Below are 25,012 nucleotides of genomic sequence, written 5' to 3' on the forward strand. Positions count from 1 at the left end.
GCCCATGATCGGCAAGCTGAAGGGAACGATCGACGAGATCGCAGAAGACCATTGCGTCGTCGACGTCCACGGCGTCGGCTATGTCGCCTATTGTCCGGCGCGCACATTGTCGTCCCTGCCCGGTGCGGGAGAAGCGGTAACGCTGTTCATCGAGACCTATGTGCGCGAGGACATGATTCGGCTTTACGGCTTTGCCTCCGCCCTCGAGCGCGAATGGTTCCGGCTCCTGCAGAACAAAGTCCAGGGCGTCGGGGCCAAGGTTGCGCTGGCCGTCTTGTCGACCTTGTCGGCAACCGAACTCGCCAATGCGGTGGCGCTGCGCGACGTGGCGATGGTGAGCCGGGCGCCGGGCGTCGGCAAGAAGGTCGCCGAACGCATCGTGTCGGAGCTGCGCGACAAGGTGCCTGCCCTGGCCGGCCCGACCGACGAAACGATCGCACTGAAGAGCGAGATCGGCGGCGGAGCGGCGGCGGCACCGGTGGCCGACGCGGTCTCCGCGCTCACCAATCTCGGCTATTCGCGCGACATCGCCGCCACTGCCATCGCCGCGGCGATGAAGACCGCCGGCGAGGATGCCGATTCGGCGCGGCTGATCCGGCTTGGACTGAAGGAACTGGCGCGGTGAGCATTCCATGTCGATAGGGAAATTTCTTACTATGATTATTCGAGTAGGAAATTTGCCAGATGCAAGGATCGAATCGGGATAATGGACATGGGCTACCAGTCGAAGGTGACCGTAAAAGGTCAGACGACGATCCCCCTGGAGATAAGGGAACATCTGAAGCTGAAACCCGGGGACCGGATCGAGCATCGGATTCAGGATGATGGGGTCTTGGTGAAAGCACGCAACAAGCGTGCGATCGAACTTGCGGGCATGCTGCACCGGCCCGGCTCGGAACTGCTTTCATGAACACCGATCCGCGCCTCATCTCTTCGGAAAAGCGCGGCGAGGATGTCGATGTCGCGCTGCGCCCGCAATCGCTCGACGATTTCGTCGGCCAGGCCGCAGCGCGGGCCAATCTGAAGGTCTTCGTCGAAGCCGCCAAGAGCCGCGGCGAAGCACTCGACCACGTGCTGTTCGTCGGCCCGCCGGGCCTCGGCAAGACGACGCTGGCGCAGATCATGGCCAAGGAGCTCGGCGTCAATTTCCGCTCCACCTCCGGTCCGGTCATCGCCAAGGCGGGCGATCTGGCCGCGCTCCTGACCAATCTGGAAGAAGGCGACGTTCTGTTCATCGACGAGATCCACCGGCTCAACCCGGCGGTGGAGGAAATCCTTTACCCGGCGATGGAGGATTTCCAGCTCGACCTGATCATCGGCGAAGGCCCGGCGGCGCGCTCGGTCAAGATCGATCTCGCCCGCTTCACGCTGGTCGCCGCCACCACCCGGCTCGGCCTCATCACCAATCCGCTGCGCGACCGCTTCGGCATCCCCGTCCGGCTCGATTTCTACACGGTCGAGGAACTGGAGATGATCGTGCGCCGCGGCGCGCGTATTCTCAGCCTTGCCATGTCGGATGACGGGGCAACCGAGATCGCCCGGCGCGCCCGCGGCACGCCGCGCATCGCTGGCCGGCTGTTGCGCCGGGTGCGCGATTTCGCCCATGTGGCGGGCGCGGCGACGATCGACCGCCAGGTCGCCGACGTGGCCCTGTCGCGGCTCGAGGTCGACAGCCTCGGCCTCGACGCGCTCGACCGGCGCTACCTGTCGATGATCGCGATGAATTTCGGCGGCGGGCCGGTCGGCATCGAGACCATCGCCGCCGGCCTGTCGGAGCCGCGCGACGCGATCGAGGACATCATCGAGCCCTATCTGATCCAGAAGGGCTTTATCCAGCGCACGCCGCGCGGCCGCGTGCTGGCGGCCAACGCCTGGCGGCATCTGGGATTGGAAGCGCCGCGCGATGCGGCGGCCACGCAGAGCCGCCTGTTCGAGGACGAATAGGCGCGCTTGATCGCCCGGACGCGAAATGCGATCACCGGTCGAGCGTGCGAGGCAGGACGGGACGGATCGACATGGCAGGCGCAACGGGTCGTGAAGGCGCTGAGGAGACCGGCCTTTCCGGCGTGCTCACCGATTTCGGCCATCGGCTGCACGCCCGGATCTACTATGCCGACACCGATTTTTCGGGCGTCGTCTACCACGCGCGCTATCTGGAGTTTCTGGAGCGCGGGCGTTCGGACTTCCTGCGCCTGGCCGGCGTCCACCATACCGAGCTCGCCGACGGCAGCCTCGGCGAGCGCATCGTCTGGGTGGTGCGGCGCATGGAGATCGATTTCCGCAACCCCGCCCGCATGGACGATATCGTGACCATCGACACGCGCACCGTGGACATTTCCGGCGCCCGCATCTTCATGGCGCAGGAGATGAAGCGCGGCGAGACCGTCCTCGTGACGGCGAAGGTCGAGGCCGCGATCATCGGCGAAAGCGGCCGGCCGCGCCGTTTCCCCAAGGATTGGGTCGAAGCCTTCATGCCTAAGGCGGGGCGCTGACCGGTCGCATTCGCGAGCATTTGTTTTCCTGCCCGACTGTGCTACGTCGCTGGCGGTCTCGCCCGCCCATTGCCGATGGCGGGCCGGCCAAGTCGCCAGCATGAATGCGGCAAGCGCAGCGACCGCTAATACCGACTGTGATTGGTCACGGGAACGATGCGCCAATTGAACGATCGGCGCGTCGATCCTGTCCGAACGCCGTGGAAGAAGAAGGAGCTCCGTGAGCCGATGGCCGTCGCCGCAAAGAATATCCCCGCCCCCGATCTCGTCCCCGTAAGGCGGGCCCTTCTTTCCGTGTCCGACAAGACCGGCCTCGAGGCGCTGGCGCGCGGGTTGGCCGACAAGGGTGTCGAGCTCATCTCCACCGGCGGCACGGCCAAGGCGATCGCTGCAAGCGGGCTTGCCGTGCAGGACGTCTCGGACGTGACCGGCTTTCCCGAGATCATGGACGGCAGGGTCAAAACGCTGCATCCGCTGGTCCATGGCGGTCTGCTGGCCGTGCGCGACGATCCCGAGCACGCCGAAGCCATGCAAGCCCACGGCATTGCCCCGATCGATCTCGTGGTGATCAATCTCTATCCCTTCGAACAGGTGCGCTTTTCCGGCGGCGACTACGCCTCGACGGTGGAAAATATCGACATTGGCGGCCCCGCCATGGTGCGCGCCTCGGCCAAGAACCACGCCTATGTGGCGATCGTCACCGACCCGGCCGACTATGAGGCGGTGCTGGCCGCGCTCGAGATGAACGAGGGCAAGCTGTCGCTCGAGTTCCGCAAGAAGCTCGCAGCCAAGGCCTTTGCCCGTACCGCAGCCTACGATGCGGCGATCTCCGGCTGGTTCGCCGAGACGCTCGACATCGAGCATCCCGCATGGCGCGCCTTTGGCGGCCATCTGGGTCCGCTCATGCGCTATGGCGAAAATCCGCACCAGCAGGCGGGCTTCTATCTTTCCGGCGACACGCGGCCCGGTGTGGCGACTGCCACCCAGATCCAGGGCAAGCAGCTTTCCTACAACAACATCAACGACACCGACGCCGCCTTCGAACTGGTCGCCGAGTTCGATCCGAAGCGCACGGCCGCCGTCGCCATCATCAAGCACGCCAATCCGTGCGGCGTGGGCGAGGCGGCGACGCTGAAGGAGGCCTACGCCAAGGCGCTGGCCTGCGATCCGGTCTCCGCCTTCGGCGGCATCGTGGCGCTCAACCGGCCGCTCGACGCCGCGGCCGCCGAGGAAATGGCCAAGATCTTCACCGAGGTCATCATCGCGCCGGGCGCCAGCGAGGAGGCCCGAGCCATCATCGCGGCGAAGAAGAACCTGCGCCTGCTCGTCACCGACGGCCTACCCGACCCGCGTGCGCCGGGCCTTGCCGCCAAGACCGTGTCGGGCGGGCTGCTTGTCCAGTCGCGCGACAACGGCATGGTCGACGATCTCGACCTCAAGGTGGTCACGAAACGCGCCCCGAGCGAGACGGAACTCGCCGATCTGAAGTTCGCCTTCCGCGTCGCCAAGCATGTCAAATCCAACGCCATCGTCTACGTCAAGGACGGCGCCACGGTCGGCGTGGGTGCGGGCCAGATGAGCCGCGTCGATTCGGCCCGTATCGCGGCCCGCAAGGCCGAGGACGCGGCAAAGGCCGCGGGGCTTGCAGAGCCGCAGACCAGGGGTTCGGTCGTCGCCTCCGACGCATTCTTCCCCTTTGCCGACGGTTTGTTGTCGGCGGTCGAGGCGGGCGCGACGGCGGTCATCCAGCCGGGCGGCTCGATGCGCGACGAGGAGGTGATCGCGGCGGCCGACGAACACGGCATTGCCATGGTCTTCACCGGCATGCGCCATTTCCGGCACTGAGGGACAACTGGCCACGCGATCACTCTGAGCCGCACACCCCCTCCACCACGCTGCGCGTGGTCCCCCTCCCCCGCTTCGCAGGGGGGGATCCCGGCCGACCGCAGCACTGATCCTCCCCCGTTCACGGGGGAGGGGGACCGCCGAAGGCGGTGGAGGGGGCGCACCCGCGCCGTCATCCCGGCCGAGTGAGCATCGCGAACGAGAGCCGGGACCCATTGAGCAGCACGGCCGGTCTCCGCAGAAGGAGCTGGCGGCACTGAAAGTCACTGAAACGAGAAGCGGGCCGTGCTCTACGATTTCCTTCCAATAGGTCCCGGCTCTCGCTTCGCTCGGCCGGGATGACGCCCTGGAGGCGAAATCCTACACCTTGGCTGCCGGCGCATAATCCTTGCTTTTGACCAGCGGCAGGAGGACGAGACCGACCATGAAGAGCACGATGATCGGCGTCACGCCGAGGCGCTGGGCATCCTGGCTCGAAAGGCCGAACACCTCCTGGCCGAAGAAGGCGGTGGCAAGGGCGATCGCCAGTGGCCCGATGAAAGTCGTCGCCTTGCCAGACAGCGCATAGAGCCCAAAGGCTTCCGTCACCTTCTCGCGCGGCACCTGGTCGACCAGCAGTGTGCGCGATGCGGCCTGGATCGAGCCGCCGGCCGCGCCGATCAGCCCACCGGCAATATAGAAGAGGGTGTCGGGCAGGCCCGTTCCGGCCTCCAACGGCATGAAGAAGACCTGCGCCCGCGTGGTCGAGATCACCATCAGGCAGCACAAGGTCAGGGTCAGGATCGAGACGGTGACCACCGGTTTGGGGCCGAAAGCCTGGTCGGCGCGCCCGCCGAGCCAGGCGCCGAGTGCCCCGGTGATGTTGGCCAGGATGCCGAACAGGCCGATCTCGACGATGGACCAGCCGAGCACGCCGGCGGCATAGATGCCGCCGAATGCATAGAGCGCGTTGAGCGCGTCGCGATAGAACATGCTCGACAACAGGAAGCCGAGATAGCTGCGCTCGCCCGGCAGGCGGCGGAGCGTGCCGCCGAGTTCGGCCAGGCCGCGCCGCACCGCGCCTTGCGTCGAGGCTCGGCGTTTCACGTCCGGCGTCCACAAAAACATCGGCGTGACGAACAGGATGAACCACAGCGCCGTCAGCGGGCCGGCGGCCCGGTCGCCCTCGCGCGCCGCCGTGTCCAGCCCGAACAGCGGCTCGAGCCCGAACAAGGTGCGCCCGGTCTCGGGCTGGCCGGCGAGCAGGCCGAGCACGATGATCAGCGACACGAGCCCGCCGAGATAGCCGAGCCCCCAGGCCGATCCCGACAGCCGGCCGAGTTCCGCCCGCGGCACGAGGTCGGGCATCATCGCATTGTTGAAGACGGCGGCGAATTCCATGCCGATGAGCGCCAGCCCGACCGCCAGCATGACGAAGCCGAGATGCGGCGATCCGGGCACGGCGTACCAGAGCAGGAAGCAACCAAGCACGCCGAGCGCGCCGAAGCCGAACACCCAGGGCTTGCGCGGCCCGGTGGCGTCGGCAATGGCGCCGAGCACCGGCGAAGTCAGCGCGATGGCCAGCCCGCCGAGACCCGTCGCATAGCCCCACAGCTCCTGCCCCCTGGCGGCGTCGGGCGCGACGGCGGAAGCGAAATAAGGCGCGAAGACGAAAGTGATGATGAGGGTGTGAAAAGGCTGCTGCGCCCAGTCGAACAGCATCCAGCCCAAAATGCCGCGCCGCGGGGCGCGGCCTTCCTGCTCGTCCATCTGTCCTCCGCCGGTGCCGGTCCGCCCGATTGTGGATCGGCTTACCGGAACTGGTTCCTGATCCAACGCTTTGATTTGCCGCAATTTCTCTTCGCTTCAAACGTTGCCGTTTGAAGCGAACGCGCGCTACGCCACCGTGAGATCCGCCATCAACCCGGCGGCCACGGTGAGCCGCGAGACCGAGATGTCGCCGCTTTCGGTCAACGCCAGCAGTCTCTCGCGGGTGCGCGCCACTCGCTGCCCGCCGGCGGAAATCCATTCGCCGACGGGATCGGCGGTCTTGCCGTAGCTGCCCAGAACCGCAACGGCGATGCCGCGCCGTGCCGCGTCGATCATGTCGTTGGCCCTGAACAGGGCGAGCCCGTCATAATAGTCTGAAGGCGCAACGGCGCGCGCCGCCTCCTCGATGCGTCCGATGCGGAAGGCCTCCGACACCGTCATGTAGACCTTGGCCGCGGCCACGCGATCCGCCCCGGCCGACCGGGCGACGAGGTCGATATCGGGGATCATCTCGGCAATTCCGAGCAGCGCCAGCCTTTCGGCCAGCGGCGTCGGGGCTCCGGCAGCCTGGAAGGCGCTCGCCCGCTCCTCGAGCTTGCTTCTGGTGAAGTCCGGCAACAGCTTCGGCAGCCTTGCTTCGAGCGCGCTGCGCGCATCGTGCAGAGATGCAATGCGCTCGCCGACGCTGGCCGACTGATTGCCGTTCTTGAGCTGCCAGGCACTCGCCGTGTGGATCAGGCGCCCGACCGTCAGGTAGAAGTCGAGCTGCGCCGTTCCATCAATCTTGGTATCGAGAGCGTCGATCTCACCGATGGTTTCGGGCAGGCCGAAGCCGTCGCGCACCGTGGCATAGGCCGCGACCGCCTCAGCCGCGCTGGCACCGGTGATGTCGAGCATGCGGCTGACGAAAGCCGGCCCGCCATGATTGATCGCGTCATTGGCAAGCTCGGTGGCGATGATCTCGCGGCGCAGCCTGTGCCCTTCGATCTCGCAGGCGTATTTCTTCGCCATGCGTTCGGGGAAATAGCCGAGCAGGTCGTCGGAGAAATGCGGATCGTCCGGCAGTCCGCTGGCCATGATGTCGTCGAACAGCACGATCTTGGCATAGGACAGAAGCACGCCGATCTCGGCGCGGGTCAGCGGCTCGCCCTTGGCCGCGCGCTCGGCCAGGGCCTGGTCGCCGGGCAGGGTTTCGATCGCCCTGTCGAGTTCGCCGCGCGCCTCCAGCGACGCCATCATGCGCTGCTGGTGCGGCAGGTCGGCCATGCCGCGGTGCGCGGCAAGGGAAATGGTGAGCGTCTGGCGGTAGTTGTTGGCCAGAACCAGCCCGGCGACCTCCTCGGTCATCGCCGCCAGCAGCTTGTCGCGGGCCGGCCGCGTCAGGTCGCCGGCGCGCATGGCCGCAGCCAGCCCGATCTTGATGTTGACCTCCAGATCCGAGGAATTGACCCCGCCCGAATTGTCGATCGCGTCGGAGTTGCAGCGCCCGCCGGCCAGCCCGAACTCGATGCGTGCCTTCTGCGTCAGACCGAGATTGGCGCCCTCGCCGACCACCTTGACGCCGAGCTCACCCGCCGTGACGCGGATGGCGTCATTGGTCCTGTCGCCGACATCCTGGTCTGTTTCGGCCGAGCCGCGCACATAGGTGCCGATGCCGCCGAACCACAGGAGATCGACTCCGGTCTTCAGGATGGCCCGCATGATCTCGGTCGGCGATGCCACCGTCTTGTTAAGGCCGATGGCCGCCGCGGCCTCTTCGGACAAGGTGATGGACTTCTTGGAGCGCGAGAAGACGCCACCGCCGGACGAGATCTTCGAGGCATCGTAGTCCTGCCAGCTCGAGCGCGGCAGCGAAAACAGCCGCTCGCGCTCGCCAAACGAGACCGCCGGGTCCGGGTCCGGATCGATGAAGATGTCGCGATGGTCGAACGCGGCGACGAGCCGGATCTGGCGCGACAGCAGCATGCCGTTGCCGAACACGTCGCCCGACATGTCGCCGACGCCGATGACGGTGAACGGCTCGCTCTGGATGTCGCGGTTCATTTCGCGGAAATGACGCTTCACCGCCTCCCATGCGCCGCGCGCCGTGATGCCCATCTTCTTGTGGTCGTAGCCGGCCGAGCCGCCCGAGGCGAAGGCGTCGTCGAGCCAGAAGCCGTGCGCCTGGCTGATCGCGTTGGCCGTGTCGGAGAAGGTCGCCGTGCCCTTGTCGGCGGCGACGACGAAATAGGGATCGTCGCCGTCCTGGCGCACCACGCCTTCAGGGTGCACGACCGTGTCGCCGTCGAGATTGTCGGTGATCGACAGCAGGCTGGAGATGAAATTGACGTAGGCCGCGCGGCCGGCCTCGAAGACCTCCTCGCGCGTCCCGCCCTGCGGCAGCCGCTTGGGATAAAACCCGCCCTTGGCGCCCACCGGCACGATGACGGCGTTCTTGACCTGCTGCGCCTTGACCAGCCCGAGCACCTCGGTGCGGTAGTCCTGCGCCCGGTCGGACCAGCGCAACCCCCCACGCGCCACCGGGCCGAAGCGCAGATGCACGCCCTCCACTTCCGGTCCATAGACGAAGATCTCGCGCCACGGGCGCGGCTCGGGCAAACCGGTGAGCGCCCGCGGGTCGAGCTTGAAGGCCAGCGAGGTGGCGTGTTCGTTCGCCTCGGCGAAATGATTGGTGCGCAAGGTCGATTGCACGAGGTTGAGAAAGCGCCGGATGATCGTGTCGTCGTCGAGCACAGGAACATCTTCCAGCGCTCCGGTGATGCGCTCGGCGATTGCGTCCTGCTCGCTCGCCGCCGCGCCCGCCGGCATGGCCGGATCGAAGCGGACCAGGAACAGCCGGTGCAGATCGGAAGCGATCGCCGGATAGCGGTTGAGCACCGCGGCGACGAAATCCTGGCTCTGCGGTATCCCGGCCTGCTGCAGATAGCGCCCATAGGCACGCAGGACGGCGATCTCCCGGGACCTCAAGCCGGCTGTCTGCACGAGGCCATTATAGCCGTCATTGTCGCTGGCCCCGTGCCACACCGACAGGAAGACATCTTCGAAACGCTCGCCGCCGACGGCAAGGTCGATCGCCCCGCCCTTGGTGCCGGCAAGTTCCATATCGTGGATGAAGACCTTGTCGTCGTCCTGCGAGGGGACCTCGAAGGTGCGCTCGGAAATGACCCGGAACCCCATGTTTTCGAGCAGCGGCACGCGCTGCGACAGCGAGACGGCGGCGCCGTGATGATAGATCTTCAGCGCTGCCTGCTCGTCCGGCTGTTCGGCGTGGCGGTAGAAGTCGATGGCGATCCGATTGTCGGGAGAGAGCCCCGCGATGCGGCCGGCATCGACCAGCGCCTCGGCGGGCGAAAAGCTGTTGCGGTAGGTTTCGGGAAAGCGCGTCGCCAGGGAAGCGAGTGCGCTCGACGTGCCGCTTTCGGCAATTGCCGCGCGCAGCTCGTCGTCCCAGGTGCGCACAATGTCGCGCACCGCCGCCTCGAGCATCGCCTGGGGCACTTTCGGGGTCTTCCCGCCCGAGCGTCCGATAATGAAATGCACGCGAGTCAGCGTGCCTTCGGGAAAGGCCGGGTAATAGGCCGACAGCCGCCCGTCGAAGGCGGTCTTGAGATAGTCTCCGATGCGCACGCGCACCCGCGAATCGTAACGGTCGCGCGGCACGAAGGTGATGACGGAGACGAAGCGGTCGAACTGATCGACGCGCACCAGAACGCGCACGCGCGGGCGTTCGCCCAACGCCAGCACGGCCATGGCGTGCTTGCGCAGGATGGTCGCGTCGATCTGGAACAGCTCGTCGCGCGGATAGGATTCCAGCACGTTGCTCAGCGCCTTGCCGGAATGGTCGTCACGCTCGAAACCGGATTTCGCCAGCACCGATTCCACCTTGGAGCGCAGATAGGGGATCTTGAAGACCGAGCGGGTATAGGCGGTCGAGGTGAACAGGCCGACGATGCGCAGCTCGCCCGAAAGCACCCCTTCGTCGTCGAAGGTCTTGATGCCGACATAATCGAGATAGGAACGGCGATGCACGACCGATCGCGCATTGGCCTTGGTGACGATCAGTGGCTCCGGCCCGTGCAGGAAGGCGCGGATCTCCGGCGTGGTAACTGCCGAGGCGGTGCTGCCGCGCAGCACCAGCAAATCGGGATCGGCAAGAATGCCGAGACCCGGCTTGTCGGTGCGCTCCAGGGTGCCGGCCGTCTCGCCGCCGGTATATCTGTACTCGCGCATGCCGAGAAAGGTGAAATTGTCGTCGCGCAGCCACTCCATGAAGTCGATGGCTTCGCCCACCGATTCCTGGCGCAGCGGAACGGGCTTGTAGCGGAAGTCGGAGATGGTCTGCTCGAGCCTGGCGAGCATCGGTTTCCAGCCGTTGACGGCCGCGCGCACCTGGCCCAGAACATATTCGATGCGCCCGACCAGCGCCGCTGCATCCTCGCTGGTCATCATGGGAACATGGACGTGGATGACGCTGACACGGTCGGCGCCGGATTTCACGACCGCCGTTTCCCCAGCGATTGCGCAGACGCCGTCGGCGTCATGCGTGACCAGCATGACGGGATGGGTGACGAAAAGCACCTCCGCACCGCCGCTGGCGATTTCGCCCATGACCGAATCGAACAGGAAGGGCATGTTGTCGTTGACGACGGTGATGGCGGTGAGCGCAAGCCCGTCGCGCTCGATGCCGCTGTCGCGCTCGATATCGATGACCGATTCGCCCTTGCGGTGGCGCTTGACGCACGTCTTGGCCAGTTCGGCCGCACGGGCCAGCATGGCCGGAGAATAGGCTGCCAGGTCCTCTGCAGCGGCGCGGGAAAACAAAAGCTCGTCGAACCTGGCCGCCTCGCCTTTGACGGCCTTGACCGGCGGGGCCTTCGGCCCGGTCGTTTCCTTCCCCTTGGTAGCAGCCATGTTTTTACCTCCGGCAGCTTTATCGATATCGTAGCAGACTCGGGCGTGATTGCGACCCTACGCCGCGGCACGCGAAAGTCGCACTGTGGAGAAAGGCAGTGAACAGATCATGACCAGACAGTCGGCCAAGACGACCGCTCTCGATTTGAGTCCCGCTGAAGACCTCAGCGAAGGCGTACGCGCCTATTTCGACAAATGCGAGGAAAAGTTGGGCATGATTCCGAACGTGCTCCTGGCCTACGCCTTCGACGAAAAAAAGCTGCAGGCCTTCATCGACATGTACAACGATCTCATGCTCGGCGCGTCCGGCCTGTCCAAGCTCGAGCGCGAGATGATCGCGGTCGCCGTGTCGTCGGTCAATCATTGCTACTATTGCCTGACCGCGCATGGCGCGGCGGTGCGCCAGCTTTCCGGCGATCCGGCACTGGGCGAGATGATGGTGATGAACTATCGCGCCGCCGACCTCTCCGCGCGCCACACGGCGATGCTCGATTTCGCCGTCAAGCTCACCGAGGCGCCGGACAAGATCGTCGAGGCGGATCGCCAGGGCCTGCGCGATGCCGGCTTTTGCGATCGCGACATCTGGGACATCGCCGCCACGGCTTCGTTCTTCAACATGTCGAACCGCATGGCGGCCGCCGTCGACATGCGGCCCAACGACGACTATCACGCCATGGCGCGGTAGAGCCAATTCAGTTGCGCGCCGCGATCGCCGCCGCGGCGCCGGCCATCATCGTCGCGCTTATACGATTGGCGAGGCGCATCGCCGGGGCGCTTTTCAAGAGCCGGCGCGCCTGCGCCGCCGCCAGCACCCAGGTGAGATCGATGCCGATGAGCACGACGGCCATCGTCGCCGTCAGTTCCGCCCAGCCGACGAGATCGACGGAGGCGAGGTCGATGATGGTCGGCAAGAGCGCCAGATAGAACATCATGATCTTGGGATTGCCCAGCGTTACCGCCATGCCGGCGGAAAAAAGCCGCAAGGGCGTGTCCTGGCGCGGCAGCACGCTGCCGTCCGTCGCCACCGGGGCCCGCCACATCTTCCACGCCAGATAGACGAGATAGACCACGCCGGCCCATTTGATGGCGAGGAAGAGATAGTGGAAGCTCTGCGCCACGAAGGCGAGCCCGAAGACGGCCAGCGAAAGCCAGATCGCCTCGCCGATCCACATGGCCGCAAGGAAGGGAAAGACGTCGCGGAAACCGCGCGCAATCACGCGCGCCACCAGCGCCGCGATGCTGGGGCCGGGCGAGCCGGCGGCGACCAGCAGGGCGCCGGCAAAGATCAGCAGCGATGCGGCGTCCATAATTTTCTCCTTCCTTCACAATCGGATGGTCAAGCGGAAGGGAATTCGCCGCCCGACGCAACCGGCAAGCCGTCTGACATCCGTAAACCGGTGCTTAACGCGCGTTTGCTTCAAACGGAAACGTTTGAAGCAAAGCCAGCAGGGGGCGTCCCCCCTGCTGCTCAGGCACACTCAAGCTCTTTTCGCCTTGCAAGGCCGGTATAGTCGTTCTCGTTCTGCGCTCTGGACAAATCGTGTGCGTCTTGCAGGCGCATCCAGAATTCAGCACTTACACCAAGAACCTTTTCAAGCCGTATGGCGGTGTCGGCAGTCATGCCACGGGTGCCATTAAGGAGAGTTGTTACTCGGTTTGGTGGTACATTCATCGACCTCGCAAGTTCGCGGGCGGAGATACCCAACTCGTCCAGGAATTCATATTTAAGCATCTTACCAGGATGCGTTACAGTTCTCATGTGCTGCTCACCTCCTATGATAGTCCTCGATTTTGATGTCGTGTGCCCCGTCTTCCGACCATCTGAAAACGATACGATAGCGCGAGGCGCTGCCCGATATGCGGATGCTGTATTCGCCCTTGCGATCGCCTTTAAGCGCTTCGAGATTGTTGCTCGGCGGTATCTTCAAGTCGTCAAGTCGTCCAGCCGGGCAGCATACCGCACGCGGTCCAACTTCCGCAGCGCTGCGTCCTTGATGGCTTGCCACTGCTTCGGGCAAGTGCCCTCAGTGAACAATCGCTCGGTGGCTTTATCCGAGAATCGTGCCATGGAGCGTTATATAGTACGTAACACGTAACAGCACAAGCCGGCACAGGCGGCCAGTGGCGCTGCTCCGGCTGCAGAGCAGGATTGCTGCGACACGAATTAAGCGCGAAGTCGACACTTCGTGCTGTTGCCTGGCGGCGCTAGGATAATCAGCTTGACGTCGATGAAGCCCCTGTACACAGCTGCAATTTCGCCCCGGTGGGCATCGGGCCGCCAGGACGAATGCGCCATATGTTTCACCATGGCGTCCTGGAGGTTGTCATCGGATTTCCCCTCCCATTACCCAAGAGGGATTTCAGCACGACTCGATGTGCCAGTCTACAGAGCCGTGAGCCAATGTACGCCGGTTCTTTTATTCCGGATTTTTACCTGATTGCTGTGAAGTGCTTGAATTTGCTGGTACTCCCAAGGGGAATCGAACCCCTGTTTCCGCCGTGAGAGGGCGGCGTCCTGGACCGCTAGACGATGGGAGCGCGGGCAAGCCGGGCCGATATAGGGCCTGACGTAGGCAAATGCAACAGTGCATTTGATGAGAAGTGACGCTTTTGCGACGACCGCGACAGGTCGGCTGTCACAGACCACCCCCCGCGATCTCGTTATGGCCGGTTCGGCTCGAGCAGGTCCCACAGATTGCCGTGGAGGTCGCGGAACACGGCGACGGTCCCGTAGGGCTCCTCGCGCGGCGTTTCCTCGAAGCGGACCCCGCGCGACTTCATGGCCTCGTAATCGGCCCAGAAATCGCCGGTCTCCAGAAAAAAGCCGACACGTCCGCCCGTCTGGTTGCCGATACGCGCTTCTTGCTCCTCGCTCGCCGCCTCGGCCAGAAGCAGGCAGGTGCCCTGGCCACCGGGCGGCGCGACGCGCACCCAGCGTTTGCCGCCGTCAAGCGGCGTGTCCTCCAGGAGCACGAAGCCGAGCTTGTCGCGATACCAGGCGAGCGCCTCGTCGTAACTACCCACGACGAGGGTGATGGCGCTGATCATATGGGCCATGGCAGCGCCCTGCTATTCGCCCTGCGTGACGATGTCGTAACGCCCCACGATGCGGTCCGCGGCCATGTCGTAGATAAGGATCGCCCGGCCGCCGTCTTCGAGTTCGACATTGAGCGAGATCGCCCCGCCTGCCACCGACTGGGAGACGACGCGCGCACCCTGCGGCAGCCTGATCGTGCCTTGCGCGATGCCCTCGCCGGGGGTGACCGGGATTGCCGCCGGCGCCTGGGCCGGCGCCTCGTCGCCTGACGCGGCCTTGTAGACAATCGCCGCCAGCACGGCCATAAGTCCGACCATCATGATGCCGATCGAGATCACCAGGAGCCGCACCATCTTGCGCCGCACCCGTTCCATGGCGGGGTCGAGGGGCTTTTCCTCGCCATCGCGGTCGATGTCCGCCTGTGTCATTCTGTCGGGCTCCGGGTGCTGCAATGAGCGTTCCTGATAGCGAAGGCGCTGCGCCAAGGAAAGCCCTTGTCACGCCGCCCGAAGCGGCCGGCCAGCGGCTCGACCAGTGGCTGGCGGCGGCGCTCGAAGGCGAATTGTCGCGCAGCCGCATCCAGGCGCTGATCCGCGGCGGCCATGTGACGGTGTCGGGCAGGCCGGCCCACGAGCCGAAGCGCAAGCTCGCCGGCGGCGAGACCGTCGCCGTCACCGTGCCGGAGGCCGAGCCGGCGGAACCGCAAGGCGAGGCGATCCCGCTCGACATCCTCTACGAGGACTCCCATCTGATCGTCATCGACAAGCCGGCCGGCCTGGTGGTGCATCCCGGCGCCGGCAACTGGACCGGCACGCTGGTCAACGCACTGATCGCCCATTGCGGCGACACGCTGTCGGGGATCGGCGGGGTGAAGCGGCCGGGCATCGTGCACCGGCTGGACAAGGAAACGAGCGGCGTGATGGTGGTCGCCAAGACCGACCAGGCCCATCGTGCCCTGGCCGACGCTTTCGCCGATCACGGGGCATCGGGCAGCCTGGAGCGCGCCTATTCGGCACTGGTGTGGGGCGCGCCCGAACGCATGAACGCCACCATCGACGCTGCCCTCGGCCGCTCGACCAGAGATCGCACCCGGCGCGCCGTGGTCAATGCGGGGCGCGAGGATGCGCGGCATGCCGTAACGCGCTATTCGGTGAGCGAGATGTTCGGCGGCGCGTCGCCGGAAGGCGCGTTGGCCGCCCTCGTCGACTGCCGGCTGGAGACCGGACGCACCCATCAGATCAGAGTGCATATGGCCCATATCGGCCATCCGCTGATCGGCGACCCCGAATACGGCCTGGCGTTCCGCACCAAGGCCAACCGGCTGGCGGAGCCGGCACGCTCGATCGCCGCGGCTTTCCCGCGCCAGGCCCTGCATGCGCGGCTTTTGGCCTTCGAGCACCCGGCAACCGGCGAAACGATGCGCTTCGAGACAGCTTTGCCAGCGGATATGGCAGGGCTTGTCAGGGCACTGCGCGACCTGCCCAGAAGCTGAGTTTTCAGCATTGCGAAATGTGAGTATTGTTCACTTTGACGTGACAAATCGTATCACGGCGTCAGCAAGCGTGAAATTGCCAGATTTCGCACTATATTAGGCATATGCCGTGGTGCGCTTGCGGCCGCGGTCGAGTTCGCCGGAACACCGGGAACAATCCATCGAGAGGGAGGGTGCTATATGGCCCAGACACTGCCCAGTATCGCGTCGGGAGAAGGCGGTCTTTCGCGCTATCTCGAAGAAATCCGCCGCTTTCCAATGCTTCAGCCGCAGGAAGAATACATGCTCGCCAAGCGCTACAGCGAGCATGGCGACACCGAAGCGGCCCATAAGCTCGTCACCAGCCATCTGCGGCTGGTCGCCAAGATAGCCATGGGCTATCGCGGCTACGGCCTGCCGATCGGCGAAGTGATGTCGGAAGGCAATGTCGGCCTCATGCAGGCCGTCAAGAAATTCGAGCCCGAACGGGGATTCCGCCTCGCAACATACGCCATGTGGTGGATCAAGGCGGCAATCCAGGAATATATTCTGCGTTCGTGGAGCCTTGTGAAGATGGGCACCACGGCCAACCAGAAGCGTCTTTTCTTCAACCTGCGCAAGGTCAAGGGCAAGATTCAGGCGCTCGACGAAGGCGATCTCAATCCCGAGCAGGTGGCCGAGATCGCACACCGGCTCAACGTGTCGGAAGCCGAGGTCATTTCGATGAACCGCCGCCTGTCGGGCGATGCCTCGCTCAACGCGCCGATCCGGGCGACGGAAGGCGAATCCGGCGAGTGGCAGGACTGGCTGGTCGACGAGCACCAGTCGCAGGAAGACATGCTCGTCGAGCAGGACGAACTCGAAAACCGCCGCGGGATGCTCGGCGAGGCGCTCAATGTGCTCAACGATCGCGAGCGCCGCATTTTCGAGGCGCGCCGGTTGTCTGACGACCCGATGACCCTGGAGGAGCTGTCCTCCGAGTTCGACATCAGCCGCGAACGCGTGCGCCAAATCGAGGTGCGTGCCTTCGAGAAGGTCCAGGACGCCGTCAAGGCGGCGGCCCTGCGCCAGGCGCAGTCGCTGCAGACCATCGACGCCCACGCGCACTGAGCGGCCACAGGCCGCGGCGCGCATTACAGTGCTATGAGGGCGGGCGGCAGATGCCGCCTGCCCTTTTTTGTGCACCGGGATTGGATTGCAGGGGCTACCCGCTCGTGCCGCTCTGCCAGGCCTTCAGCGCCTCGTCGAACACCTTGTCTCCGGGAATGCCCTTTTCCATCGTGAACAACGCCCGCCGGCCCGACTTGTAAACGACCGGCACGTCGATCCAGTCCTGCCGGCGCATCTGCGTCATGTTGGCCTCGACCTCCGTCTCTCCGTTGTCGAGCGCGATCAGGAAGAAGCCGTCGGCGATCTTCGCCGGAATGCCGAGCAGCGGATTGCCGGTTGCCTCCTCGGAGCTTTTCATCGTCATGCGCAGCACATTGTCGATGCCACCGTCGGCGAAGCCTTCCGGGGCCAGGAAGATGAGCTCGACGATGTGGCTGGCCGGCAGCGATTCGTCGCCATTGCGCCGTATCGTCATGCGCAACTGCAGATCGCGGCCCGGAATGGTCACCTCGGCCCGGATTGCCGGCTCGGGCGGCAGATCTCCGCCCGGCGATTCCTGCACCAGCGACCAGACCACCGAGCCATTCTCGGCCGAGCCTTCGGCAACATTGGTGCGTTCCTCGTAGAATATCGCCTTTTGCCCGACGGGCACGCCGGCGGATGTGTCCGGCGCCGCGGATGGCTCGGAAGGCGTCGAGGCCGCAACGGACGTTCCCTCGCCGATTGTCGCTTCCTCTCCTGCCCGACCCGCGTCGATCTCCGACCCGTCGGCCAGGAGCCGCTGCGTGAACTTCTCCGGCCCGTCGCTGGCCGCGCCTTCATCCTGCTGGTCGGCTTCCGGGGCGGTCCCTTCTGGCGTCGCCGGCGCGCTCTCCGGCTGCGCGCCGTCCTGGGCGGACCCCTCGTCGGGTTCGGCCGGCGGCGCGGCATCTTCCGTGTCACTGGGCGCGCCAGCGTCGTCGCCGGTGGCGCTATCCTGCTGCAGGCTGGCGACGAAATCGCCAAGGCTGTCCTTGTTGAGCCAGGCCGCATAGCCGCCGCCGGCAATGGCCAGCAGAACCAATGCAGCGATCACCCATCCGATCCGCGAGCGCCCCGGCGCGGCCGGCTCGTCGGCCGTAGTTTCAGGGCCGTTTTGCGTCTCCTGCGGCGCGGTGCCGTCGGCAGCGGCGATATCGACGGCCGCGGGCTCCTCCTCGGGCGGGATTGCCGCATCCTGCTCGGGCCAGTCCGACGCATCCACCAGCGGATCCGTCGCAGCATCGTCCGTAACTGCAAACTCGGCGCGGTCGTCCGTGGCGGCAAACTCGGCAGGATCGGTGGTTGCGCGCTCAGCGGCCGCCTCAGCGGCTTCAGCGGGATCGTCGTCCGGAACCGGCTTGAACCACGGCTCATGTCCGACCAGTTCCTGGTCGGCCACCGCTGCGGCCGCCGCATCGCCGTCATGCGCGCGATCGCTGGGCTTCGTCGTCGCCAGCTCGTGGAACAGTTCGTCGAGTTCGTTCAGCGGGTCCGAGGCGTCGGGCTGCGCCGGCGCATATTCGGCCTCGAGCGTCCGGATGGCGTCTTCGAGGGCCTGACGCTGGCGATCGGCAGCGGCCGGAGGCGGCGGCGGGTTGAGCGCCGCAAGCTTGGCCTCGATGGTGTTCCTGGCCTTCTGGTAAACCTTTTCGCGGATTTCGGGCGTTGTTTCGCCCAACCCGCCTATGGTTTTCCTCAAAACCGCTACGAAATCCGCCATTCGATGCCGACCTGCTTGTCCTTCTTGTGGCCGCGGCGAGGTTCCCCGCCAACTCCCTGTTTGTCAAACTAATCTTGAAAGGGGTCCGTCACAAGTATGGTGTCGTCGCGCTCGGGACTGGTCGAAAGCAGCGCCACGGGCGCGCCGATCAATTCTTCCACGTGGCGGACATATTTGACCGCCTGGGCAGGCAGATCGGCCCAGCTGCGCGCGCCGGCCGTCGTCTCTTTCCATCCCTCGAGCGTCTCGTAGATCGGCTCGACGCGTGCCTGCGCGCTCTGGCTCGCCGGCAGATAGTCGATCTCCTTGCCGTCCAGCCTGTAGCCGGTGCAGATCCTGATCTCGTCGAGACCGTCGAGGACGTCGAGCTTGGTCAGCGCGATGCCGTTGATGCCGTTGACGGCGACGGCCTGGCGCACCAGCACCGCGTCGAACCAGCCGCAACGACGCTTGCGGCCGGTGACCGTGCCGAATTCGCGGCCGCGCTCGCCGAGGAAGTTGCCGATCTCGTTGTCCTGTTCGGTCGGAAAGGGCCCCTCGCCGACACGCGTCGTATAGGCCTTGGTGATGCCGAGCACGTAACCGATCGCGGCGGGGCCGACGCCGGAGCCGGTGGCCGCCTGGCCGGCGATCGTGTTGGAAGAGGTGACGAAGGGGTAGGTGCCGTGGTCGATGTCGAGCAACGTGCCCTGCGCGCCTTCGAAGAGAATGCGCGAACCGGCGCGCCGCGCATCGTCGAGCACCTTCCAGACGCGGTCCATATAGGGCAGCACCTTGTCGGCGACCGAGGTCAGCTCGGCCATGGCGTCGGCATGCGAGACTTCGGCGTGGCCGAGGCCGCGGCGCAGCGCGTTGTGATGGGTCAGCAGCCGGTCGACCTTGCCGGCGAGCGTCTCGGCATTGGCCAGATCCATGACCCGGATGGCGCGCCGGCCGACCTTGTCCTCATAGGCCGGGCCGATGCCGCGCCGCGTCGTGCCGATCCTGGTGCCGGAATTGGAGGCGGCATCCTCGCGGAAACCGTCGAGTTCGCGGTGCAGGGAGAGGATCAATGCGGTGTTCTCGGCGATCCTCAGATTGTCGGGCGAGATGTCGACGCCAAGCTCGCGCAGCTTTTCGACCTCGGCCGCGAAGGCGTGCGGGTCGAATACGACGCCGTTGCCGATGATCGACAGCTTGCCCGGCCGCACCACGCCGGAGGGCAGCAGCGAGAGCTTGTAGACCTTGCCGTCGACGACCAGCGTATGGCCGGCATTGTGGCCACCCTGGAAGCGCACCACGATTTCGGCGCGTTCCGACAGCCAGTCGACGATCTTGCCCTTGCCCTCATCGCCCCATTGCGAACCGACGACCACCACATTGGCCATGGATGACTTCCTCTATCTGCAGGCCGGCCGACCATGTCGGCCGGCTGAATTGACAGGCCTCTATAGCGACCCAATGCGTCAAGTGCGACCTTTCTTTGGTCGATCAGGCCCAATTAATTCTCGTATTGGCGACATTTACACATGGCGGCGAGACTTCTACTTGCGGCACCATACGCAATCCGGGGAAGCTCATGAACCGCCAAGCCTATGTCCTGCTCATGCTGACAACGCTCATGTGGGGCGGCAATGCAGTCGCGGGCAAGCTTGCCGTCGGGCATGTCTCGCCCATGCTCCTGACGGCGGCCCGCTGGGGGTTTGCCTGCGTGGGGCTTAGTCTCATCGGATGGCGGCAGCTTGCGAAGGATTGGGCCGTCGTGCGCGCCCATATGCCGACGCTTGCGGGACTGGGCATTGTCGGCTTCTCGGCCTTCAACATCGCGCTTTATTCCGCCCTCAACTACACCACGGCCGTCAATGTCAGCATCGAGCAGGCCGGCATTCCGATGCTCATTTTCGCCGCCAATTTCATCTTCTTCCGGCTACGCGTCTCGGCCGGCCAGATCGTCGGCTTCTTCCTGTCGCTGGCCGGTATCGCACTGACCGCCAGCAACGGCGATCCGCTGCAGCTTCTGCGTCTCGACGTGAATGCCGGCGACGCGCTGATGCTCCTCGCCATCACCGTCTATGCCGGCTACACCGTCGCCCTGCGTTTCCGGCCGCAGATACACTGGCAAAGCTTCATGATCGTGCTTTCGGCCTCGGCCTGCCTGTTCACGATCCCCTTCGCCGTCATCGAATACTGGACGGGCGCCACGGTCTGGCCGAGCACGCAGGGCTGGGGCGTCATTGCCTATACGGCGATCTTCCCCTCCCTCCTGGCGCAGATCTTCTATGTGCGCGGCGTCGAACTGATCGGCCCCAACCGCGCCGGCCTGTTCATCAACCTCGTGCCGGTCTTCGGAACGCTTCTGGCGATCGTCGTGATCGGCGAGCCCTTCCGCCCCTATCACGGCGCCGCCCTGGCCCTGGTGATGGGCGGCATCTGGCTGGCCGAGTGGAGCGGACGGAAGATGGGGTAGCTGCGAGCGGCAAAGGCGCGGCCGGAACCGCGCCTCCCAATGCCTGCGATGTCCGGCCGCCGGATCAGAACCCGTTGACGTCGAACCGCAGCGGCTTGGCCGAGACGATCTGGTCGGTGGCCACCAGTTCCTCGATAACCTTTTCGGAAATCTGCTCGTCGAGATAGAGCAGCGCGATGGCATCACCGCCCTGCGTCGTGCGGCCGAGCTGGAAGTTGGCGATGTTGACGCCGTTCTTGCCGAGGATGCCGCCCAGAAGGCCGATGATGCCGGGCGTGTCCATATTGGTCGTGTAGAGCATATGCTGGCCGACCTCGGCATCGAGATTGATGCCCTTGATCTGGATGAAGCGCGGCTTGCCGTCGGAGAACACCGTACCGGCAATGGTCCGCGTCTTGCTCCTGGTCTTCACGGTCAGCTTGATATAGCCGTCGAAGACGCCGGACTTGTCGCGCTTGACCTCCGACAGGATGACGCCGCGCTCCTTGGCCATGATTGGCGCCGACACCATGTTGACGTCGGCGACCTGCGGGCGGATCAGCCCGGCCAGCGTTGCGCTGACAAGCGCCCGCGTGTTCATCGTCGTCGTCGAACCGTCGAACAGGATCTCGACCTCGCGGATCGGCTCTTCCGTCACCTGGCCGACGAATGCGCCCAGCACCTCGGCCAGCTTGACGAAGGGCTTGAGCCGCGGTGCCTCCTCGGCCGTGATCGACGGCATGTTGATGGCGTTCGTGACGGCGCCCTTGAGCAGATAGTCCGACATCTGCTCGGCCACCTGGATGGCGACGTTTTCCTGCGCCTCGCTGGTCGATGCCCCCAGATGCGGGGTGCACACGACATTGTCGAGCGCGAACAGGGCGTTCTCCGTCGCCGGCTCGACCTCGAACACGTCGACGCCCGCACCGGCCACCTTGCCGCTATTGAGCGCGGCGACCAGGTCGGCTTCGACCACCAGACCGCCGCGGGCGCAATTGATGATGCGCACGCCGTCCTTCATCTTGGCGATCGCCTCGGCATTGATGACGTTGCGCGTCTTGTCGGTGAGCGGGGTGTGGAGCGTGATGAAGTCGGCGCGGGCGAACAATTCGTCGAGCTCGACCTTCTCCACGCCGAGTTCGGAGGCACGCTTTTCCGACAGGAACGGATCGAAGGCGACGACATGCATCTTCAGGCCCACGGCGCGCATGGCGACGATGGAGCCGATATTGCCGCAGCCGATGACGCCCAGCGTCTTGCCGGTGACCTCGACGCCCATGAAGCGGTTCTTTTCCCATTTGCCGGCATGGGTCGAGCTGTTGGCCTGCGGGATCTGGCGGGCCAGCGCAAACAGAAGCGCGATGGCGTGCTCGGCCGTCGTGATGGAATTGCCGAAGGGCGTGTTCATCACGATGATGCCGCGCCGCGAGGCGGCCGGAATGTCGACATTGTCGACACCGATGCCGGCACGTCCGACAACCTTGAGATTGTCCGCCGCGGCGATCAGCTTCTCGGTCACTTTCGTCGCCGAGCGGATGGCCAGGCCGTCATACTGGCCGATGATCTCGATGAGCTTTTCCTTGTCCTTGCCGACGTCCGGCAGATAGTCGACATCGACACCGCGATCCTTGAAGATCTGGACAGCGGTTTCGGAAAGCTTGTCTGAAACGAGTACACGAGGCATGGGTGTATTCCTTGGCGCTATTGTCCTTCGCCCTTGAGGGGAAGGTGGTCGCGAAGCGACCGGATGGAGTTCTTACGGCCGGGCACGGCCTTTCGATTTCTTGGGAATGCGCGGGTGAGGACGACCCCACCCGGCTCGCATCATTCGCCAGCCTCCCCTCAAGGGGAGGCAAGGCGCTCAGGCGGCCGCCTTCAACGCCGCCTTCTGGGATGCAAACGCCCAGTCGAGCCAGGGCATCAACGCTTCGAGATCGGATGCTTCGACCGTCGCTCCGGCCCAGATCCTGAGGCCCGCCGGCGCATCGCGATAGGCGCCGATGTCATAGGCCACGCCCTCCTTGTCGAGAGCCGCGACCATGCCCTTGGCGAAGGCCGCCTGGGCGTCCTTGTCGAGGGCCAGGAACTCGTCGTCGACGATCGACAGACAGACCGAGGTGTTGGAGCGGATCGCCGGCTCGACGGCCAGATGCGCCGCCCAATCGCTTGCGGCGACGAAACGGTCGATGACGGCGAAGTTTGCATCGGCCCGGGCGATCAGCCCGTCGAGCCCGCCGGTCGACTTGGCCCAGTTGAGCGCGTCGAGATAATCCTCCACGCACAGCATGGACGGCGTGTTGATGGTCTCGCCCTTGAAGATGCCCTCGATCAGCTTTCCGCCCTTGGTCATGCGGAAGATCTTGGGCAGCGGCCAAGCCGGCGTGTAGTTCTCCAGCCGTTCGACCGCGCGCGGGGAAAGGATCAGCACGCCATGCGCGGCCTCGCCGCCCAGCACCTTCTGCCAGGAGAAGGTGACCACGTCGAGCTTGGCGAAATCGAGCTTCTGGGCGAAGGCCGCCGAGGTGGCGTCGCAGATTGTCAGGCCCTGGCGATCGGCCGGAATGAAGTCGCCGTTCGGCACCCGCACGCCGGAGGTGGTGCCGTTCCAGGTGAAGACGACGTCACGATCGAAGTCGATCGTCGCCAGGTCCGGCAGCGCGCCGTAATCGGCCTCGATGCGCCGCACATCGTCAAGCTTGAGCTGCTTGATGACGTCGGTCACCCATCCGGAGCCGAAGGATTCCCAGGCCACCATGTCGACACCGCGCGCGCCGAGCAGCGACCACAGCGCCATCTCGACCGCTCCGGTATCGGAGGCGGGCACGATGCCGATGCGGTAGTCGGCGGGAACCTGCAGCACCTCGCGCGTCAGTTCGATCGCTTCGGCGAGCTTCGACTTGCCGATCTTGGCGCGATGCGAACGGCCGAGCGCGGCATCGCCCAGCGCCGCCAGCGACCAGCCGGGACGTTTTGCACACGGACCTGAGGAAAAATTGGGGTTCGCCGGACGGAGTCCGGGCTTCGAAAGATTTGTCATTGTCGCTCTACCCTTCCAGATAGCAGCCCCTCGGTGGGGAGGGGTGGCCCACGCACGGCGATATTGGGTTGGCCGCGCGGCGTCAAGGGAAAATTCCCTGTCGCAACCGGAACAGGTGCAGGCGGACGCCCTGTTCGGGCGCCGCAAACGCAAAAAGGCGGCCCGCGGACCGCCTTTCAAATCATGTCGATGACGGCATGCTCACCACAGATCGTAGCGCAGCCCCACCTTGACCTGATGGTAGTCGAAGCCGTCTTCGACCGTCAGGGTCGACGTATCGACATAGTCCATGTCCGGCGAACTCAGATATTGATAGCCCACGTCGAGCGACAGGTTCTTCGACAGCAGGTAGCTCGCACCGGCCGCCAGCGAGTAGGCGAACTTGGTCTGCCGGTCCGAGAAGTCCGCATCGATGCCCAGTGTGGGCGAGTCGATCGTCAAGGACTGCTTCGACGTCAGCAGGCCGATACCGCCGCCGACATAAGGCGTGATGCCGGCGATGGTGCCGAGGTCGATGTAACCGTTGACCATGCCGCCCAGGACCCAGTTCTCCATCTCGATGGAATCGGTGCCGTTGTTCAGCGACCACTCGTCCCGCCCGACATAATTGAAGGTCACGTCACCGCGCAGCAGATCGTTGAAGTGGTATCCGATGCCGAGCGTGCCGCCGAAACGCTGATTGTCGGTCTCGATGCCGGCCAGGACGAAATCATACTCCGGATCGTTGACGTTGTAGGTGATGTCGCCGCGCAGATACCAGCCCGATCCGACTTCGACCGGCACATATTCGGGTGCCTCGTCAATATAGATCGGCGGCTCGTAATCCGCCGCAGCCGCCGGCGCGGCAAGGCCCGCCACGCCAAGGAGCGATATCGCAGTTTGCACAAGCAGTTTCATAGGAATCCCCCATTTGCCTGGAGCGCGTGAGCCTGCCCAGGCCCGCCCCGCCGCTGTTCCGGCAAGCAGTGTTAACCATAGTGGTTAAGTCGCGGTTAAGGATGATCGGGATGGTTGAAAAGCCGCTTTGCGAGCATCCGGCAAGAAGCAAAGGAGAAGGCCCCGCATACGGAGTCTCTGGTGCAAAATTGGTCTTTCGTCATCCTCGGGCTTGTCCCGGGGATCTGCTAAGCTGTTGATGTTCATAGATCCTCGGCACAGGGCCGAGGATGACGATGCAAATGCGGCGAGGCCTGT

21 protein-coding genes and 1 tRNA gene are annotated in these 25,012 nt (G+C 65.0%); 9 read left to right on the forward strand and 13 right to left on the reverse strand.

Translation table 11 applies throughout. The features are described from left to right. Window positions 1–4: 4 nt before the first annotated feature. From ruvA to purH, 5 genes are all read left to right on the forward strand, one after another. Window positions 5–625 carry a Holliday junction branch migration protein RuvA gene (gene ruvA, locus GM909_RS11290; protein ID WP_157016490.1) on the forward strand — a complete coding sequence of 207 codons (621 nt, stop codon included), beginning with the start codon at window positions 5–7 and terminating at the stop codon, window positions 623–625. Window positions 626–712: 87 nt separating this feature from the next. After that, on the forward strand, window positions 713–910 hold the full coding sequence (locus GM909_RS26280; RefSeq protein ID WP_328600455.1) for an AbrB/MazE/SpoVT family DNA-binding domain-containing protein: 198 nt from the start codon (window positions 713–715) through the stop codon (window positions 908–910). After that, window positions 907–1,944 carry a Holliday junction branch migration DNA helicase RuvB gene (gene ruvB, locus GM909_RS11300; RefSeq protein WP_157016492.1) on the forward strand — a complete coding sequence of 346 codons (1,038 nt, stop codon included), beginning with the start codon at window positions 907–909 and terminating at the stop codon, window positions 1,942–1,944. The genes GM909_RS26280 and ruvB overlap by 4 nt, the downstream gene beginning before the upstream one ends. A gap of 71 nt (window positions 1,945–2,015) precedes the next feature. Next, entirely contained in the window at window positions 2,016–2,492 is a 477-nt protein-coding gene (gene ybgC, locus GM909_RS11305) for a tol-pal system-associated acyl-CoA thioesterase (RefSeq protein ID WP_157016493.1), read from the forward strand. A gap of 228 nt (window positions 2,493–2,720) precedes the next feature. Beyond that, window positions 2,721–4,337, forward strand: a complete 1,617-nt coding sequence (purH, locus tag GM909_RS11310) for a bifunctional phosphoribosylaminoimidazolecarboxamide formyltransferase/IMP cyclohydrolase (RefSeq protein ID WP_157016596.1) — start codon at window positions 2,721–2,723, stop codon at window positions 4,335–4,337. Window positions 4,338–4,697: 360 nt separating this feature from the next. Here the strand turns inward: purH and GM909_RS11315 are convergent, their stop codons facing one another. Further along, window positions 4,698–6,086: an MFS transporter gene (locus tag GM909_RS11315; protein ID WP_157016494.1), complete on the reverse strand. Its 1,389-nt coding sequence runs from the start codon at window positions 6,084–6,086 to the stop codon at window positions 4,698–4,700. 126 nt (window positions 6,087–6,212) lie between these two features. Beyond that, complete coding sequence (locus GM909_RS11320; RefSeq protein WP_157016495.1) at window positions 6,213–10,997, reverse strand: NAD-glutamate dehydrogenase; 4,785 nt, start codon at window positions 10,995–10,997, stop codon at window positions 6,213–6,215. Between the two features lie 109 nt (window positions 10,998–11,106). Between GM909_RS11320 and GM909_RS11325 the strand changes: the two genes are divergently transcribed. Next, window positions 11,107–11,682 (forward strand): peroxidase-related enzyme, encoded by a 576-nt coding sequence (locus GM909_RS11325; RefSeq protein ID WP_157016496.1) that lies wholly within the window; start codon window positions 11,107–11,109, stop codon window positions 11,680–11,682. 7 nt (window positions 11,683–11,689) lie between these two features. Here the strand turns inward: GM909_RS11325 and GM909_RS11330 are convergent, their stop codons facing one another. The 6 genes from GM909_RS11330 to GM909_RS11355 all read right to left on the reverse strand — a co-directional run bounded on the left by GM909_RS11330 (window position 11,690) and on the right by GM909_RS11355 (window position 14,462). After that, window positions 11,690–12,304, reverse strand: a complete 615-nt coding sequence (locus GM909_RS11330) for a LysE family translocator (RefSeq protein ID WP_157016497.1) — start codon at window positions 12,302–12,304, stop codon at window positions 11,690–11,692. A gap of 161 nt (window positions 12,305–12,465) precedes the next feature. Beyond that, window positions 12,466–12,756, reverse strand: a complete 291-nt coding sequence (locus GM909_RS11335; RefSeq protein ID WP_157016498.1) for a HigA family addiction module antitoxin — start codon at window positions 12,754–12,756, stop codon at window positions 12,466–12,468. Between the two features lie 7 nt (window positions 12,757–12,763). Next, entirely contained in the window at window positions 12,764–13,003 is a 240-nt protein-coding gene (locus GM909_RS11340) for a type II toxin-antitoxin system RelE/ParE family toxin (RefSeq protein WP_235911850.1), read from the reverse strand. 456 nt (window positions 13,004–13,459) lie between these two features. Further along, window positions 13,460–13,535: transfer RNA gene (locus GM909_RS11345), tRNA-Glu, on the reverse strand. A gap of 123 nt (window positions 13,536–13,658) precedes the next feature. Further along, complete coding sequence (locus GM909_RS11350) at window positions 13,659–14,054, reverse strand: VOC family protein (protein WP_157016499.1); 396 nt, start codon at window positions 14,052–14,054, stop codon at window positions 13,659–13,661. A gap of 12 nt (window positions 14,055–14,066) precedes the next feature. Next, window positions 14,067–14,462, reverse strand: coding sequence for a fimbrial protein (locus GM909_RS11355; RefSeq protein ID WP_157016500.1), 396 nt, complete (start codon window positions 14,460–14,462; stop codon window positions 14,067–14,069). 23 nt (window positions 14,463–14,485) lie between these two features. Between GM909_RS11355 and GM909_RS11360 the strand changes: the two genes are divergently transcribed. Beyond that, the gene (locus GM909_RS11360) at window positions 14,486–15,526 is read left to right on the forward strand and encodes an RluA family pseudouridine synthase (RefSeq protein WP_157016501.1); all 1,041 of its coding nucleotides are present in this window, start codon (window positions 14,486–14,488) and stop codon (window positions 15,524–15,526) included. 180 nt (window positions 15,527–15,706) lie between these two features. After that, the gene (rpoH, locus tag GM909_RS11365; protein ID WP_157016502.1) at window positions 15,707–16,615 is read left to right on the forward strand and encodes an RNA polymerase sigma factor RpoH; all 909 of its coding nucleotides are present in this window, start codon (window positions 15,707–15,709) and stop codon (window positions 16,613–16,615) included. Between the two features lie 94 nt (window positions 16,616–16,709). Here the strand turns inward: rpoH and GM909_RS11370 are convergent, their stop codons facing one another. Both GM909_RS11370 and GM909_RS11375 read right to left on the reverse strand, forming a co-directional pair. Next, complete coding sequence (locus GM909_RS11370) at window positions 16,710–18,356, reverse strand: hypothetical protein (protein ID WP_157016503.1); 1,647 nt, start codon at window positions 18,354–18,356, stop codon at window positions 16,710–16,712. Window positions 18,357–18,424: 68 nt separating this feature from the next. Then, the gene (locus GM909_RS11375; RefSeq protein WP_157016504.1) at window positions 18,425–19,723 is read right to left on the reverse strand and encodes an adenylosuccinate synthase; all 1,299 of its coding nucleotides are present in this window, start codon (window positions 19,721–19,723) and stop codon (window positions 18,425–18,427) included. A gap of 191 nt (window positions 19,724–19,914) precedes the next feature. Between GM909_RS11375 and GM909_RS11380 the strand changes: the two genes are divergently transcribed. Beyond that, on the forward strand, window positions 19,915–20,802 hold the full coding sequence (locus tag GM909_RS11380) for a DMT family transporter (RefSeq protein ID WP_157016505.1): 888 nt from the start codon (window positions 19,915–19,917) through the stop codon (window positions 20,800–20,802). Between the two features lie 64 nt (window positions 20,803–20,866). On the opposite strand, the gene serA is transcribed toward GM909_RS11380, so the two are convergent. The 3 genes from serA to GM909_RS11395 form a co-directional block, all read right to left on the reverse strand. After that, window positions 20,867–22,465: a phosphoglycerate dehydrogenase gene (serA, locus tag GM909_RS11385; protein ID WP_157016506.1), complete on the reverse strand. Its 1,599-nt coding sequence runs from the start codon at window positions 22,463–22,465 to the stop codon at window positions 20,867–20,869. A 177-nt stretch (window positions 22,466–22,642) separates the two neighbouring features. Further along, window positions 22,643–23,818: a phosphoserine transaminase gene (locus GM909_RS11390; protein ID WP_157016507.1), complete on the reverse strand. Its 1,176-nt coding sequence runs from the start codon at window positions 23,816–23,818 to the stop codon at window positions 22,643–22,645. A 201-nt stretch (window positions 23,819–24,019) separates the two neighbouring features. Then, the gene (locus tag GM909_RS11395; protein ID WP_157016508.1) at window positions 24,020–24,715 is read right to left on the reverse strand and encodes an outer membrane protein; all 696 of its coding nucleotides are present in this window, start codon (window positions 24,713–24,715) and stop codon (window positions 24,020–24,022) included. Window positions 24,716–25,012: the final 297 nt, after the last annotated feature.

It is taken from the genome of Mesorhizobium xinjiangense (assembly GCF_009749525.1).
GTDB lineage: Bacteria > Pseudomonadota > Alphaproteobacteria > Rhizobiales > Rhizobiaceae > Mangrovimarina > Mangrovimarina xinjiangensis.

Excerpts from the sequence above, each read along its gene's own strand:
- ruvA (WP_157016490.1), top strand. The coding sequence starts at position 5 with ATGATCGGCAAGCTGAAGGGAACGATCGACGAGATCGCAGAAGACCAT.
- GM909_RS26280 (WP_328600455.1), top strand. The coding sequence starts at position 713 with ATGGGCTACCAGTCGAAGGTGACCGTAAAAGGTCAGACGACGATCCCC.
- ruvB (WP_157016492.1), top strand. The coding sequence starts at position 907 with ATGAACACCGATCCGCGCCTCATCTCTTCGGAAAAGCGCGGCGAGGAT.
- ybgC (WP_157016493.1), top strand. The coding sequence starts at position 2,016 with ATGGCAGGCGCAACGGGTCGTGAAGGCGCTGAGGAGACCGGCCTTTCC.
- purH (WP_157016596.1), top strand. The coding sequence starts at position 2,721 with ATGGCCGTCGCCGCAAAGAATATCCCCGCCCCCGATCTCGTCCCCGTA.
- GM909_RS11315 (WP_157016494.1), bottom strand. The coding sequence starts at position 6,086 with ATGGACGAGCAGGAAGGCCGCGCCCCGCGGCGCGGCATTTTGGGCTGG.
- GM909_RS11320 (WP_157016495.1), bottom strand. The coding sequence starts at position 10,997 with ATGGCTGCTACCAAGGGGAAGGAAACGACCGGGCCGAAGGCCCCGCCG.
- GM909_RS11325 (WP_157016496.1), top strand. The coding sequence starts at position 11,107 with ATGACCAGACAGTCGGCCAAGACGACCGCTCTCGATTTGAGTCCCGCT.
- GM909_RS11330 (WP_157016497.1), bottom strand. The coding sequence starts at position 12,304 with ATGGACGCCGCATCGCTGCTGATCTTTGCCGGCGCCCTGCTGGTCGCC.
- GM909_RS11335 (WP_157016498.1), bottom strand. The coding sequence starts at position 12,756 with ATGAGAACTGTAACGCATCCTGGTAAGATGCTTAAATATGAATTCCTG.
- GM909_RS11350 (WP_157016499.1), bottom strand. The coding sequence starts at position 14,054 with ATGGCCCATATGATCAGCGCCATCACCCTCGTCGTGGGTAGTTACGAC.
- GM909_RS11355 (WP_157016500.1), bottom strand. The coding sequence starts at position 14,462 with ATGACACAGGCGGACATCGACCGCGATGGCGAGGAAAAGCCCCTCGAC.
- GM909_RS11360 (WP_157016501.1), top strand. The coding sequence starts at position 14,486 with ATGAGCGTTCCTGATAGCGAAGGCGCTGCGCCAAGGAAAGCCCTTGTC.
- rpoH (WP_157016502.1), top strand. The coding sequence starts at position 15,707 with ATGGCCCAGACACTGCCCAGTATCGCGTCGGGAGAAGGCGGTCTTTCG.
- GM909_RS11370 (WP_157016503.1), bottom strand. The coding sequence starts at position 18,356 with ATGGCGGATTTCGTAGCGGTTTTGAGGAAAACCATAGGCGGGTTGGGC.
- GM909_RS11375 (WP_157016504.1), bottom strand. The coding sequence starts at position 19,723 with ATGGCCAATGTGGTGGTCGTCGGTTCGCAATGGGGCGATGAGGGCAAG.
- GM909_RS11380 (WP_157016505.1), top strand. The coding sequence starts at position 19,915 with ATGAACCGCCAAGCCTATGTCCTGCTCATGCTGACAACGCTCATGTGG.
- serA (WP_157016506.1), bottom strand. The coding sequence starts at position 22,465 with ATGCCTCGTGTACTCGTTTCAGACAAGCTTTCCGAAACCGCTGTCCAG.
- GM909_RS11390 (WP_157016507.1), bottom strand. The coding sequence starts at position 23,818 with ATGACAAATCTTTCGAAGCCCGGACTCCGTCCGGCGAACCCCAATTTT.
- GM909_RS11395 (WP_157016508.1), bottom strand. The coding sequence starts at position 24,715 with ATGAAACTGCTTGTGCAAACTGCGATATCGCTCCTTGGCGTGGCGGGC.